General features: G+C 54.9%; 16 protein-coding genes and 1 tRNA gene. 6 read left to right on the forward strand and 11 right to left on the reverse strand.

The features are described from left to right. Positions 1-75: 75 nt before the first annotated feature. The 6 genes from G583_RS15860 to G583_RS0111925 all read right to left on the reverse strand — a co-directional run bounded on the left by G583_RS15860 (position 76) and on the right by G583_RS0111925 (position 4934). Entirely contained in the window at positions 76-969 is an 894-nt protein-coding gene (locus G583_RS15860) for a MurR/RpiR family transcriptional regulator (RefSeq protein WP_022871406.1), read from the reverse strand. A gap of 6 nt (positions 970-975) precedes the next feature. After that, the gene (locus G583_RS15865; protein ID WP_022871407.1) at positions 976-1503 is read right to left on the reverse strand and encodes a histidine phosphatase family protein; all 528 of its coding nucleotides are present in this window, start codon (positions 1501-1503) and stop codon (positions 976-978) included. Between the two features lie 258 nt (positions 1504-1761). Further along, complete coding sequence (gene rplL, locus G583_RS0111910; RefSeq protein ID WP_022871408.1) at positions 1762-2148, reverse strand: 50S ribosomal protein L7/L12; 387 nt, start codon at positions 2146-2148, stop codon at positions 1762-1764. A gap of 58 nt (positions 2149-2206) precedes the next feature. After that, positions 2207-2725, reverse strand: coding sequence for a 50S ribosomal protein L10 (gene rplJ / locus G583_RS0111915; protein WP_022871409.1), 519 nt, complete (start codon positions 2723-2725; stop codon positions 2207-2209). Positions 2726-2997: 272 nt separating this feature from the next. Further along, complete coding sequence (locus G583_RS0111920; RefSeq protein WP_022871410.1) at positions 2998-3669, reverse strand: response regulator transcription factor; 672 nt, start codon at positions 3667-3669, stop codon at positions 2998-3000. 32 nt (positions 3670-3701) lie between these two features. After that, entirely contained in the window at positions 3702-4934 is a 1233-nt protein-coding gene (locus G583_RS0111925) for a sensor histidine kinase (protein ID WP_084677384.1), read from the reverse strand. Between the two features lie 172 nt (positions 4935-5106). Between G583_RS0111925 and G583_RS0111930 the strand changes: the two genes are divergently transcribed. Next, complete coding sequence (locus tag G583_RS0111930; protein WP_022871412.1) at positions 5107-5943, forward strand: DUF308 domain-containing protein; 837 nt, start codon at positions 5107-5109, stop codon at positions 5941-5943. A gap of 112 nt (positions 5944-6055) precedes the next feature. Here the strand turns inward: G583_RS0111930 and rplA are convergent, their stop codons facing one another. The 5 genes from rplA to G583_RS0111955 all read right to left on the reverse strand — a co-directional run bounded on the left by rplA (position 6056) and on the right by G583_RS0111955 (position 8787). After that, complete coding sequence (gene rplA, locus G583_RS0111935) at positions 6056-6766, reverse strand: 50S ribosomal protein L1 (RefSeq protein ID WP_022871413.1); 711 nt, start codon at positions 6764-6766, stop codon at positions 6056-6058. A 77-nt stretch (positions 6767-6843) separates the two neighbouring features. Beyond that, the gene (gene rplK, locus G583_RS0111940; RefSeq protein WP_022871414.1) at positions 6844-7275 is read right to left on the reverse strand and encodes a 50S ribosomal protein L11; all 432 of its coding nucleotides are present in this window, start codon (positions 7273-7275) and stop codon (positions 6844-6846) included. 133 nt (positions 7276-7408) lie between these two features. Next, positions 7409-8326, reverse strand: a complete 918-nt coding sequence (gene nusG, locus G583_RS0111945) for a transcription termination/antitermination protein NusG (RefSeq protein ID WP_022871415.1) — start codon at positions 8324-8326, stop codon at positions 7409-7411. A gap of 87 nt (positions 8327-8413) precedes the next feature. Then, positions 8414-8599, reverse strand: a complete 186-nt coding sequence (secE, locus tag G583_RS0111950) for a preprotein translocase subunit SecE (protein WP_245540636.1) — start codon at positions 8597-8599, stop codon at positions 8414-8416. Positions 8600-8714: 115 nt separating this feature from the next. Beyond that, a tRNA-Trp gene (locus G583_RS0111955) sits at positions 8715-8787 on the reverse strand. A gap of 224 nt (positions 8788-9011) precedes the next feature. On the opposite strand from G583_RS0111955, the gene G583_RS0111960 reads away from it, so the two are divergent. The 5 genes from G583_RS0111960 to G583_RS0111980 are packed head-to-tail and all read left to right on the forward strand — an operon-like array spanning position 9012 to position 12961. Then, entirely contained in the window at positions 9012-10220 is a 1209-nt protein-coding gene (locus tag G583_RS0111960) for a pyridoxal phosphate-dependent aminotransferase (protein ID WP_022871417.1), read from the forward strand. Positions 10221-10273: 53 nt separating this feature from the next. Beyond that, positions 10274-10681: a TOBE domain-containing protein gene (locus tag G583_RS0111965; RefSeq protein WP_022871418.1), complete on the forward strand. Its 408-nt coding sequence runs from the start codon at positions 10274-10276 to the stop codon at positions 10679-10681. A gap of 26 nt (positions 10682-10707) precedes the next feature. Continuing rightward, positions 10708-11469 carry a molybdate ABC transporter substrate-binding protein gene (gene modA / locus G583_RS0111970; protein WP_211210764.1) on the forward strand — a complete coding sequence of 254 codons (762 nt, stop codon included), beginning with the start codon at positions 10708-10710 and terminating at the stop codon, positions 11467-11469. After that, the gene (locus G583_RS15870) at positions 11466-12305 is read left to right on the forward strand and encodes an ABC transporter permease (protein WP_022871420.1); all 840 of its coding nucleotides are present in this window, start codon (positions 11466-11468) and stop codon (positions 12303-12305) included. The genes modA and G583_RS15870 overlap by 4 nt, the downstream gene beginning before the upstream one ends. Next, complete coding sequence (locus G583_RS0111980; protein WP_022871421.1) at positions 12302-12961, forward strand: sulfate/molybdate ABC transporter ATP-binding protein; 660 nt, start codon at positions 12302-12304, stop codon at positions 12959-12961. Before G583_RS15870 ends, G583_RS0111980 begins: the two co-directional genes overlap by 4 nt. Positions 12962-13085 lie beyond the last annotated feature (124 nt).

The raw sequence follows: 13085 nt of genomic DNA on the forward strand, positions 1-13085 counted from the left end.
GTAAACGTTAGGTGTCACCTGTATCTATCTTGAGTAAAACCTCAAACAACTATTCACAGACTTCTGCGAGAGACGCTACATATCGTCCTGTGGTGTTTTGAGTGTGCGCGCAAAAACATCAGCTAGCGCTTCTGAAGGGCCGAAGGCTTGGGGCTGGCCCTGTAGTGAGACCGCATGGTTGAGACCATTGAGCACCAATGAATGGGCTATACGGCCTATCAGCGGTTCCGTCGCTGCAGTCGGTGACGCCATAACGAGCAACATATCCGCCAGTTCAGCCAGTGGTGTGCGCGCGTTGCTGGTGATGCCAATAACCGGCACCCTGGAAATCCGTGCTGCCTCGACTGCTTCGAGGGTGTGCTTATTTGCGCCACTATAGCTCACGGCAACCAGCGCATCTCGTGAGGTCAGTAAGCGTGATCCGAACTGTTGTTGGAGCACATCGGTGGGGGCAATGGCATCTCGGCCGTGCATCATAAACCGCAAGGCAGCTTCTTGGGCGGGCATTGATGATTCACCAGAACCAATAAACATGATCTTTCGTGCAGCATCTAAGACCTCTACCGCATCAGAGAACTGCTGCCTATCCAAGGTATCTGAAGCGGTCTGCAGCTCTGTTATGGCCGTCGAAAACACGTGGTGCATAATATCCTGCTCCGCATCGTCGCGGGCCGTGTCGCCAACTGTATCTCCAATGGGTTCTTGCATACCGAACCGAATGATGTCGCTGCGAAGCGCGTTATATCCGGCATACCCGAGCTTTTGTGCTGTTCGCACGACGGTGGCTGACGAGGTGCGTGCTTGTTGGGCGATAGCCAGTGCACTGGATTCCGCGATGCCGTTCGTGTCGGCTAATAGCACCTCTACAACGCGCTGCTCAGTTGGGGATAAGCGGGAAAAGGCTGCTCTCAGATGACCATTAAATGCCCTGCGAGTTTTAGGTGTCGACTGTTGATACTTATGTGACATCGCCTATTAGAGTTCCCGGAAGCGTTCGGCAGGGTACTCACAGATATCGCCGTTGAGAATTGGCGGATGGTCATACCCTAAGGCGGCTGATAGTCCGAGGCGAAAGAGCGCTCCGTGCCCCACAAGAATGACGTTGTGGCTGCGGTGTCGTTCTGCGATGTATCGAAAGGCATGTAGCGCACGTTGTTGTACTTCTTCGTCAGATTCTTTTGCACACATGAGCTCGGTGAGTGTTTCTTCGTCGAAGTCCCCAAGGTGCACACCCTCGGCTGGTCCGAAGTCGCGTTCAACGAGGTTCTCCACGGCGTGCACCCGGACAATATCGAGGATTTCGGCGGCCCGTTGAGCGGTTTGGACAGACCGCATGAGCGGTGACGAGTAAATAGCGTGCCAATGACCCATCCGTTGCAGAGTCTGGGCAGCTTTCGTGGATTCAAAGTAGCCTTCAGCACTGAGCGGGTTATCGGTACGACCTTGAAGGAGTCGTTTCTTGTTCCACTCGGTGCGTCCGTGACGGACAAAGGCCCATTTCATAACCGTTCCTCGTCTAAAAGTCAGCTGGTATCTCTATTTGTACGCCGCTGATATTACCTGCGCCCGAGGTGTTGCCTACCCACAGGTGAATAATCGGCGACCAATAGATGACAAGGACGCTTTGTTGGCTTAACGTGAGTGAAACCAATTACGATACTGCGGTTTGCAGCTTAAAACACTCGACCCCCGCTGTTTATATACAGCGGGGGTCGAGTTGAAATCAGATCAAGACTGATGCTGACCGTAGTGAGCTGAAGCTTACTTCAGGGTTACGGTAGCGCCTGCGCCTTCGAGAGTTTCCTTGGCAGCGTCTGCGGCAGCCTTGTCGACGCCTTCGAGGACAGCCTTTGGTGCGGCGTCAACGAGGTCTTTTGCGTCTTTCAGACCGAGGGAGGTCAGAGCGCGTACTTCCTTGATGACACCGATCTTGGCGTCGCCAGCGGATTCGAGGACAACGTCGAATTCGGTCTGCTCTTCTTCAGCACCTGCATCGTCGCCACCGGCTGGGGCGCCTGCGGCAACTGCAACTGGAGCTGCAGCGGTTACGTCGAATTCTTCTTCAAAAGCCTTGATGAATTCGGACAGCTCGAGCAGGGACAGTTCCTTGAACTGATCCAACAGTTCTTCAGTTGACATTTTTGCCATGGTATTGGCTCCTTAAAAGTCGTGTGTTTGTTTGGTCCGGCACGCAGGGTGCCACGAGTTAGGCAGCTTCTTGTTTCTCGCGCAGTGCTTCTGCGAGACGAACAGCCTTTTCGATTGGGGCCTGGAACGTAGCGGCAGCCTTGGACAGGGAGCCCTTCATTGCACCAGCCATCTGAGATAGCAGAACCTCGCGTGATTCGAGGTCAGCCAGTTGAATAACGTCAGCTTCTTCAAGTGGCTGGCCATCCATGTAGCCGCCCTTGATGACCAACTTGTCGTGGCCTTTGGCGAAATCACGCACAACCTTAGCAACGTCTACGGTTTCACCCGAGACGAAGGCGATTGCGGTAGGACCGGTGAGCTTGCCTTCAAGGGCAGTAACTCCAGCCTTTTCTGCCGCAATGGCAGTCAGCGTGTTCTTCGCCACGGCGTAAGTAGCGTTCTCACCCAGATCGCGACGCAAGGTCGTGATCTCGTCAACGGTGAGACCACGGTATTCTGTGACTACAGCCGAGGATGAGTTGCGGAACAGTTCCGTCAGCTCTTCCACGGCTGCAGTTTTTTCAGCATTCGCCATGGCACTCCTTCCTTCGTGGATATGCCGGCCGCTCAAACACAAAAACGCCCCGTGCAGGTGCACAGGGCGCAAAGATTCTTGACTGTTTAGAAGACACAGTTTGTCTATTGCTCTCATGTTCACCTGCGCGGGCCGCTCATATGATGAGCTTTTACAGTGTCATCCATTTTGCACAGATGAATACGACCGGCGGTCTTCGGTAGGTATGAGTTTATAGAGTTCGGGCGTTGAATTGCAAATCGATGACACTGGCGAGCTTTGCTCTACAGCCTTTAGAGCGCATCGTCGATGTCCATCCGGGCTTGCCCCACAAAGTACGCTAACTGTGCGCCGTTGTCAGCACCCGATTTCTGCAATGCTCGGGTTACTGTCGATTTGACGGTATCGGGTGCAATATTTAGTTCCGTTGCAATCTGTTTATACGCCTTTCCCTGCCCAATCAGGAGTGCGACTTGCAGTTCTCGAGGACTCAAACTCCCGATGCGTTCCCGTGCCTGCAGAACCTGGGGTGTTGTTGTGGGCTTTAGGAAGTTTTTTATGAGACGGCTGGTGGTCTGTGGAGAAACTATTACGTCTCCCTCAGCGGCAGCCCGGATCGCCGGGATCAGATATTTCTCGGCATCGTTTTTGAGGATGAATCCCGCGGCCCCGGCCTGAAGCGCTCCACGGGTATAGGATTCCAGATCAAAACTTGTTGCTGCAATGACTCTGGGAGGAGTCATGAGGGTGTGGATCCGTCGGATCGCTTCGACCCCATCAAACGCCCCGGGGAGGTAGAGGTCCATGACTACGACGTCGGGACGAGTTTTTCGGATCTGCTGGAGGGCGTCTACGCCACTTTGGGCGGTTGCCACGACTTCCAATGATGCATCGCTGTCAACGATCGACACCAGATTCCGCAGCGTCATCGTCTCGTCATCTACTATCAATACCCTCGTGCGCACACGCAAAGCCTAGCACCGCGGATGACACTCCCTTAAATGTCGGTTGGTTGCCCCGCAGCCCAAGGGAGTTGAACCTTCAGCCGGAACCTATCTTCTGAAATTTCTTCTTCCACCGTCCCACCAACCAGGCTGGCGCGTTCGGTGATGCCCAACAATCCCGTACCACTACCACCGGCGAAGTCCGAAGTGGGATTGCGACGGTTCGTGAATTCTAATGCGATGCCGCGGCCTGGCTGGCCGTCAATGCGGATGTGCACAGTGTTGTCGGTACTATGGCGCATCACATTGGTTAACGCTTCCTGAGTGATTCGTACTACTGCTCGTTGCAGTTCATCAGGTGCCGAATCGTAGCTATCCAACAGGACCTGCGGGTGAACCGTGAGCCCTTGATGCGTGGCATCGTCTAATAAGGTGCGTAGGTCCTGAAACCCCTCTGGCGCAACCGAAGGCAGCACGGGTTCTTGTTCGCCTTGAGCTCGTAACGATGACACCAGGGTTCGCAGATCCCGCAGTGCTTGATCCGAATATTGTTGCGTTTCCTGTAAGGCTGCGGAGAGCTCACTTTGACCTTTGCTGGCCAAGGATCTTTGCATTTGTCCGGTCTGTAATGACAATGCGGTCAGCCGCTGGGCTAAGGTGTCATGGACCTCGCGTGCTAAATGCTCCCGCTCAGTCTGGCGCGTCATTTCTGAAGAGATAACGGCTCGGTCATGCTCAACAGCCTCCACTGCCGCATGCGCCTGCTCTATTCTTCGACGCTGACGAGTCATCAACGAAATGGATAAGACCAAACCGATAGCTGCAAACCCCAGGATGACAACAAGGAGAATTGCTTCGGCTGTCGGTGCATCAGCACCCTGACGCAATACACCGAAGATATGCCAGCCCATGTTGAGCAATACCGCTGCGAAACCCCCACCCGCAATAAACCACTGCCAACGATGACGTGCACGCACAATCCAGACCGTTAGTCCAACGGACAGAACAAACGGGTCGCCCTGCACGACTACGGCGAAGAAGCCTCCGAGGATGATCAATACCAACGGAATGTGCCGATACCAAGGCAGAAAAAGTAGCAAGAGAAAACCCATTGCTGCCCGTAAAGCCCCTAGGTCACTAACCTCTTGCATCGTGGAGTCGGTGTAATTTTCTGGGGCGCTCATAGTCGCCAACACCGCAACGAGAAGACCCGTGAACATCATCAGGGCTATGGCCAGTATCTGCTGCAGCACTGGCCAAATGCGGCGCTTAATCATTCTCGTCATGATGACTTAGTCTATCCAGCCCTTATCGCTTCTGCGATCACACCTTTGGGGCAGCGAGCATACCCATTCGGGTATCAAAATCTACCTGAACCGCCCTATAGCAAGTCAGGGCTTATTCGTAACGTGAGAAGCGTCCAATATTTTCGAACTCACATCTGCAAGAAAGGCTGTTATGACTACCGGTTCAGACACTTACACTCCCTCCCAACAGCAGACACCTCCCCCGAAGAAGAAATCGCGAAATGTCGTGGGACTGATCGCGCTGATCACAGCCATTGTTGGTACTATCTTTGCCGTCATCCCGGGCGCACTGATCCTCGGCTGGATCCTTTTGCCGGTCGCTTTTATCCTCTCTATCGTGTCACTCTTCCTGAAGCACCAGAAACGTGGGCAAGGCATTGCGGCACTGATCATTTCCATTGTTGGCACGATCATCGGTGCCATCGTCTTTTTCGCAGTGGTGGCTACGGCCGTCGATGAGTCCTTCAACGAGGACGTAGAAATCCAGTCACCCGTTGAAGGCGGTGAGGTTGAAGAGAGCGTCGTCGACGAGGATGCTGCTGCAGATGACGGCGAAGAAGGAACTCGGGGTAATCCACTGGATTTAGGAACCACAATCACCGAATCTGACTGGGAAGTCACGGTAAATAGTGTCGATTTGAACGCTACCGATGCAGTCTTGGCCGAGAATCCGCTCAATGACGATCCTGCGGAAGGACACGGCTACATTCTGGCCAATGTCACTGCGACATATATCGGCGACGACGCATCTGGGGACACGCTTGGTGGCGTTCGTGTGGAATTTGTATCGTCTGCTGGCAACTCTTTTGACAGCACGGCCAATATGGTGATCGCTCCGGATTATTTTAACCGTTCTGAAACGCTCTACGAGGGTGCTTCAACGACCGGGAATTTTGCATTTGAGGTGCCGATGGACGATGTTGCCAATGGTCATATTCTGCTGTCGCCCAGCATGTTTGGCGACGGAGTCTTTTTCAACGTGCAGTAAGCCCCTGCGCAATCTGACGTCGCAGCAGTAATCACGCACAAAAAAGCGGGCCAGGAAGAAACTCTTCCTGGCCCGCTGTAATCCTTAGAACCCAAGATGCTTGGGTACCGGTTTACTCGTCGTCTTGTGGAAGCACGCGAGTAACGTTTGGATCCATCTGCACGCCGGGGCCGAAGGTGGTGGTTACACTCGCTTTGGTGATGTAACGGCCCTTGGCTGCGGATGGTTTCAGACGAAGGATTTCGTCAAGTGCGGTTGCGTAGTTTTCGGTGAGCTGTTCAGCGGTGAAGCTGGTGTTCCCGATGATGAAGTGCAGGTTCGAGTGACGGTCGACGCGGAAGTCGATTTTGCCGCCCTTGATGTCTTTGACTGCCTGCGCAACGTTTGGTGTGACGGTGCCGGTACGTGGGTTTGGCATCAGGTTACGTGGGCCAAGGATTTTACCAAGGCGGCCAACCTGGCCCATCATGTCCGGTGATGCAACGGCGGCGTCGAAGTCAGTCCAGCCACCCTGAATACGTTCAACCAGGTCATCAGAACCTACGAAGTCTGCGCCAGCTTCTACAGCTGCTTCTGCGTTAGCGCCAGTTGCGAAAACGACTACGCGTGCGGTTTTACCGGTTCCGTGCGGCAGGTTCGCGGTTCCGCGAACCATCTGGTCGGCTTTACGTGGGTCAACCGAGAGACGCATTGCGACTTCTACAGTGGTGTCCTTGGAGGACGGGTTGATCTCTTGGGCTAGAGCAATTGCTTCGGCTGGTGCGTACGGACGGTCTTCGACCTTTGCCGCGGCTGCCTTATATGCTTTGCTGCGCTTTGCCATCTGCGTTTTCTCCTTATGCAGTTGTGGTGTCGTCGGGCCGCGCTCGGCCCTACCACGGGGATTTGAGAAGTTGTGAGTTAGTCTTCGACGGTGATGCCCATGGAGCGGGCAGTTCCGGCAACGATCTTGGTTGCGGCGTCGATGTTATTGGCGTTGAGGTCACGCATCTTGGTTTCGGCAATTTCTGCTGCCTGAGCCGTGGTGATCGAGCCAACTTTGACGGTGTGTGGTGTACCAGAACCTTTAGCAATGCCAGCTGCTTTTTTGATCAGCTGTGATGCAGGTGGGGTTTTGGTGATGAAGGTAAATGAGCGGTCTTCGTAGACGGTAATTTCTACCGGAACGATGTTTCCGCGCATGGATTCAGTTTCGGCGTTGTAGGCCTTGACGAACTCCATCATGTTGACACCGTGCTGACCAAGTGCTGGGCCAACTGGTGGAGCAGGTGATGCTGCACCCGCTTCGATCTGGAGTTTGATCAGACCGGAGACCTTTTTCTTTGGGGCCATTTTGGGGTCCTTTTCTTCTTTGGATAACGCCAACCACAGGAGCGTGGGTGACGGGGCGATCACCGTGGCGCGGCGATCTGAACATTACAGGCCCAAACAAAGCCTTCGGACCTGCAATGAAGTCTTTATGCGATTATTCTGCCTTGGACACTTCGTGGAAGCCAAGCGTCACTGGAGTTTCACGTTCGAAGATCGTCACAAGGACGACAAGCTGACGAGACTCGACTTTGACCTCAGAAATCGTCGCTGGCAAGGATTCGAATGGGCCTTCCTTGACGATGACGGAGTCGCCAACCTGGTAATCCACCGATACCTGTGGTGCAGCTTCTTCAGCGGCTTCACCTTTGAGTGGTGCGCCAGCCTTCTCAGCTTCTTTCGCGGCTTCTTGCATGAGCGACGGTGCCAGCATATCGAAAACTTCTTGCTGCGTCAGTGGCACTGGATCATATGCGTTGCCGACAAAACCTGTAACACCTGGTGTGTGGCGTACCGCGGCCCAAGCGTCTTCAGTCATGTCCATCCGAACCAGAACATAGCCTGGCACACGTACACGGTTGATAACCTTGCGTACTGTGTTTTTGATTTCGACGACTTCTTCCATCGGAACTTCGATTTCGTAGATGTCATCTTCGACCTCGAGTGTCTGACTACGAGTTTCAAGGTTCGCTTTGACACGACGCTCGTAACCCGAGTACGTGTGAACGACATACCAGTCGCCAGGGGCACGGCGTAGTCGAGTGCGCAATTCGTCTGCGACTTGCTCAGGATCTTTTACAGCAGGTTCCTGCGGAGCTTCGGTATCAGCAGATGCAGCTTCGAGATCTTCCTCGGCCGCGATTTCTTCTGCGACGTCAGCTGGGTCTTTGACGGCTACCTCGTCGGCTTCAGCATCAGCTTCATCGTCTACTTGCTCGTCGCTATTTTCGACGTCAGCAGCGGCTTCAGCGGGTTCCTGCTTTTCCTGTGCGACGTCGTCGTTCGCCTCGTCAACCGAAGCGGCTACTTCTTCAGCCTCGGTTTCGAAATTTGGATCGAGTTCGTTCTCCGACACTAGGTATCCTGCTTTCTCAACGGTCAATCACGGGTATTTACTGACATCTTCACTAACGGGAAGTCCCCCGCGATGCATGTGAAGTTTTTAGAGGCCGTCAGAACTACCGAACACCCAGGATGCACCCATACCGAACAGCCAGTCGAGCAGGCTCACCAGCGCAATAATGATGACCACGAAGACCAGGACTGTGCCAGTCATTTTAACCAGTTCTTGCCGGGTCGGGGTAACGACCTTGCGCATCTCGTCGACGACTTGACGCAAGAACATCATGATGCGAGCAATGAACCCACGCTTTTCAGCGTTCTGGGATGCTGATGTATTGCTCACTAATCCTCGCTACATACGGTTTGCTGATAGGTTCTTCGATTCTTTCGAACCTCATGCGCAGGGCAGACAGGACTCGAACCTGCAACCTACGGTTTTGGAGACCGTTGCGCTACCAATTGCGCCACTGCCCTAGGTCGTGACCGCACACTAAATCCGGTGTGCGACCTACACCAGAGTCTTATCATAGCTAATGCAAGCCGCCTCGACAAATCCGGCGGATCCGTGAGGCCAGGACCTCAGGCAGCATACGTCAATAGACCGCAGGCCGCACAGGCTGATGCAGTATCATAACCCTCAGGAAAAAGCTTGCGAGCTGCACATCAGTCCGCCCCAACTCGAAAGGCTCAGGCCACCCATGGTTGAACCCGCACGTCGCGTTTCTGCCCGTCTGCAATCCATTCCCGAATCAGCGACTCTCGCTATTACCGCGAAAGCAAAACAGCTGCGGGCCGCAGGCGAGCCCGTGATTGGCTTCGGCGCTGGCGAACCTGACTTCCCAACGCCGGACTATATCGTCAAAGCGGCGCAAGAAGCCGTGGTCGACCCCGCGAATCACAGGTACACACCTGCCGCAGGCCTCCCTGAGCTGCGGCAGGCAATCGCCGATAAAACGCTGCGCGATTCTGGCGTATCCGTTGAAGCATCCCAGGTGATCGTCACCAACGGCGGAAAACAGGCCGTGTACAACACATTCGCTGCGCTAACTGATCCGGGCGACGAGATTCTCCTACCCGCCCCCTACTGGACGACCTACCCCGAAGCCATCAAGTTGGCTGGCGGCACTGCCGTGGATGTCTTTGCAGGTGCAGAGTCAGACTACAAGGTCACCGTAGAGCAACTTGAGGCGGCCCGGACTGAAAGCACCAAGGCTTTGGTCTTTGTCTCCCCCTCTAACCCTACCGGCGCGGTCTACACGCCGGAAGAAACTGCGGCCATTGGTCAATGGGCCCTGGAACACGGCATCTGGGTCATCACCGATGAAATTTATGAACACCTGGTCTACGACGAGGCGGTCTTTACCTCGATCCTTAAAGCCGTGCCGGAACTCGCCAACCAGACGGTTATCCTCAACGGCGTAGCCAAAACCTATGCTATGACCGGTTGGCGCGTCGGCTGGATGATCGCCCCTGCGGATATCATTCAGGCCGCCTCAACACTGCAGTCACACGCCACTTCAAACGTAAACAACGTTGCTCAGAAAGCTGCTCTAGCAGCCGTGTCTGGCCCGTTGGATGCAGTCAACGACATGCTCAAAGCCTTCGACGAACGTCGTAAAACCATGGTCAAGATGCTCAACGAGATTGACGGCTTCCATTGCCCAACGCCAAAGGGTGCGTTCTACGCCTACGTAGACGTGACTCGAGCTATCGGCAAGGAAATTGCTGGACAACGTGTTGACACTTCGACTGAGCTAGCACAAGTCATTCTCGAGAAAGCCCAGGTGGCGGTCGTGCCGGGCGAAGCCTTCGGAAAGACCGGCTACTTGCGACTCTCATATGCGCTGGGTCTCGATGAACTCATCGAGGGCGTGGAGCGCATCCAGAATCTCCTCAATAACGATTAAACGCAGCGCAAAACCTTTACTTTCAACGTAAATACGCCATAGACTTCGAGTTTATGGCGTATTTACGTATTTCTGAGGCTGCCGATTATCTCGGTGTCTCACAGGATTCCGTTCGCCGCTGGATTGCCAACGAAAAACTGTCAGCCCACCGCGATGCCAGTGGCCGACAGGTAGTCTCGGGAGCCGAAGTGGCAAACTTGATTCGTGCAGCAGCAAAAGGACACCACAATGTTCCCGGGGAACTGACCTCCTCAGCCAGGAACAAACTCACCGGCCTCGTCACCAGAATAGCGTCAGACAAAATCATGTCCCAAGTCGAGCTGCAATGCGGACCGTTCCGGGTCGTGTCACTCCTCTCCACTGAAGCCGTGCAGGAGTTGGGCTTAGAGGTCGGGTCCCCCGCCGTTGCAACGGTCAAGGCCACCAACGTGGTGGTTGAAACGACAGGGCTTGCAACATGAGACACCGCTTTGCCACTCTGCTGACTGTGACCGCACTGGTTCTCACCGGTTGCAGTGGTGCAACGGGTGGCGGAAACGCAGATTCTGCAAGAGACCGTTCGTTGACTGTCTTTGCTGCCGCGTCGCTGCAACAGGCATTTGATGATATGTCTGAAGGCTTCACCGCTGAGCACCCCCGCATCAGCATCGAATTCAATTACGCCGGTTCTTCCACACTGCTGCAGAACCTAGAGTCCGGCGCACCCGCAGATATCTTGGCTACCGCCGATGAAGCCACCATGGAGATGGCCCAGCAGGCAGGGCTCATCGATCGCCCAACGCGAGAACTGTTTGCAGCCAATACACTGGTGGGCATTGTGCCGGACGATAACCCTGCGAATATCGCCACACTCGAAGACGCCAATGCCAACGGTGTGAATCTGGTTGTGTGCGCATCCCAGGTCCCCTGCGGAGCATTAGCGCAGTCAGTCGCAGATGCCACGGGAACGACGCTGAACCCCGTATCCGAAGAACAGCAAGTCTCAGACGTCCTCGGAAAAGTTCGCTCAGGCCAAGCCGACGCAGGACTCGTCTACGCGACCGATGCCGCACTAGCTTCCGACGAAGTCAGCACCTTCGAGCTCGAGGGCGCCCAAGATCAGCCGAATAACTACCCCATCGCCCAAACGGCAAACTCCTCAGATCGCGAAGCGGCTGCAGCATTCATCGAATACGTTCAATCCGATGCGGGCCAAGCCGTCCTACAAGACCTTGGCTTCGCCGCCCCTCAGGATCCGGACGACTCGTGACGACGAGGGAAGATAGAACTCGCTCCCGGCGCCGTCGCGAACTGGCCGTCGGTGTTCCCGGAGTTGCGGTGGCACTGGCCCTGCTGGCAGCAACGTTCTTTGTGCTGCCGTTTATTGCACTTCTCGTTGACATCACCTGGTCTGACCTCCCGGATCTTCTCACCAGCCCGTCTGCTCTGGATGCCTTGGCGTTGTCGCTTCGCACAGCGATCCCGGCAACCCTGATATGCATCGTCCTGGGGGTCCCCCTGGCCCTTGTGCTTGCACGCACTAACTTTCCTGGCCGCACCCTGACAAGGTCCATTGTGTTGGTTCCGCTGGTCATTCCACCCGTGGTAGCGGGCATCATCCTGACGGAGGCTTTTGGTCGAAGTGGGCTGCTGGGTGAGCAATTATCTGCATTCGGGATAGATATCGCGTTTACGACTGCAGCCGTGGTCATGGCTCAAACTTTCGTTTCCCTACCATTCATGGTCACCAGTTTGGAATCCCATCTCGGTTCTTCGGGCCAACATTTTGAACGTATGGCTCAGTCCCTTGGCGCATCGAAGTGGCGAACGTTTGTCACCATCACACTGCCATTGCTTCGTCCCGGTCTGATCTCTGGCACGGTACTCACGTTTGCCCGCGCACTCGGTGAATTCGGGGCGACCATTACCTTCGCCGGGTCTCTGCAGGGCACGACCCGGACTATGCCCTTGGAAATATACCTTGCCCGAGAAACAGATCCTGACGCCGCAGTTGCCTTATCTTTGGTCCTCATCCTGGTGGCCATTGCTGTCATCGCTGTCGCGTACTTCCGCCCAACCAAGAACACTGACTCAGTAGCGTCATGACATTCTCGTCGTCCAACACCAACCTCAACGTTCAGGTAACCATTCGCGAGCGCAACGTTGATTTGGCATTCAGCGTTCCGACCGGGCAAACGCTGGCCCTTGTGGGTCCCAACGGCGCAGGAAAAACTACAACTCTTCTGGCATTGGCCGGCTGGCTGATGCCAGATACCGGTTACGCCCACCTGGCAAACACCGTTCTCTTTGACTGCCCTGATCCACTGGCAAAACCAAAAAGCTGGCTGCCGGCCAGGCACCGCAGAATTGGCTACCTCTCGCAAGATCATCACCTATTCCCCCACATGTCTGTCCTCGACAACATCATGTATGGCATGGATCGAGCAGGGATCACCGGCCGCACCGCGCGAAAAGCCCAGGCAGAAGAGTGGTTAGCACGGGTCGACCTTTCGGGATATGGTCAACGAAAACCAACCCAACTTTCCGGTGGCCAAGCTCAACGAGTGGCGATTGCCCGAGTGCTGGCTTCCGGCCCACGGCTCGTTTTACTGGATGAACCCTTAGCAGCGCTTGATGTCGAAGCAGCCCCAGCCATTCGACAGCTACTGACCAAAGTGTTGCAAGACCATACGGTGGTACTTGTGACCCATCAACACGAAGACGTCGAAGCCCTGGCTGATCACGTCCATCGGATCCAGTAACCGGCCTGCATCTTCAGATTGCGTCCCAGAGTTCTCGCTGTGGGAATAATGCTGGGTTCTGCGACATTAATATAATCACGGTAGCCTTATACTTTGGCTACCCAACCGGCGACCTATTTTTCTA

The sequence above is a fragment of the Yaniella halotolerans DSM 15476 genome (genome assembly GCF_000420805.1).
Lineage (GTDB): Bacteria > Actinomycetota > Actinomycetes > Actinomycetales > Micrococcaceae > Yaniella > Yaniella halotolerans.